Genomic DNA, 660 nt, shown 5'->3' on the forward strand with positions numbered 1-660 from the left:
ATCAGGGCAATCCGCTGGTGAACGCCGGTTGTATCGGTGTGATGCGGCATGAGGACATCCACCTCGCCAAGGCCTCCGGGCCGGGCAACAAGGTCATCCTCTACGGTGCGCGTACCGGTGGGGACGGGATCGGCGGTGTGTCGGTGCTGGCCTCGGAGACGTTCGATGACACCAAGCCCACCAAGCGGCCGGCGGTGCAGGTGGGTGACCCGTTCCAGGAGAAGTTGCTGATCGAGTGCACCCTGGAGATTTTCCGGGAGAAGCTCGTCGCGGGCATTCAGGACCTGGGCGGCGCGGGTCTTTCGTGTGCCACCTCGGAGCTGGCTTCGGCCGGTACGGGTGGGATGCGGGTGGAGCTGGATTCGGTGCCGTTGCGTGATGCGTCGTTGTCGCCTGAGGAGATCCTCATGAGCGAGTCGCAGGAGCGGATGTGCGCGATCGTGGAGCCGCGGCATGTGGAGCGGTTCCTGGAGATCTGTGAGAAGTGGGACGTCATCGCGACCGTCATCGGTGAGGTGACCGACGGGGAGCGGCTGGAGATCTTCTGGCACGGTGAGCAGATCGTGGACGTGCCTCCGGGTACCGTCGCGCACGAGGGCCCCACCTACCACCGCCCCTACGCCCGCCCGGCGTGGCAGGACGCGTTGCAGGCCGACGACG

General features: G+C 66.4%; 1 protein-coding gene. It reads left to right on the forward strand.

From position 1 onward, the window contains the following. Nucleotides 1-660, forward strand: a 660-nt coding sequence (locus IE109_RS32865; RefSeq protein ID WP_268251501.1) for an AIR synthase-related protein, incomplete at both ends; no start/stop codon positions are given.

It is taken from the genome of Streptomyces lavendofoliae (assembly GCF_014649735.1).
Lineage (GTDB): Bacteria > Actinomycetota > Actinomycetes > Streptomycetales > Streptomycetaceae > Streptomyces > Streptomyces lavendofoliae.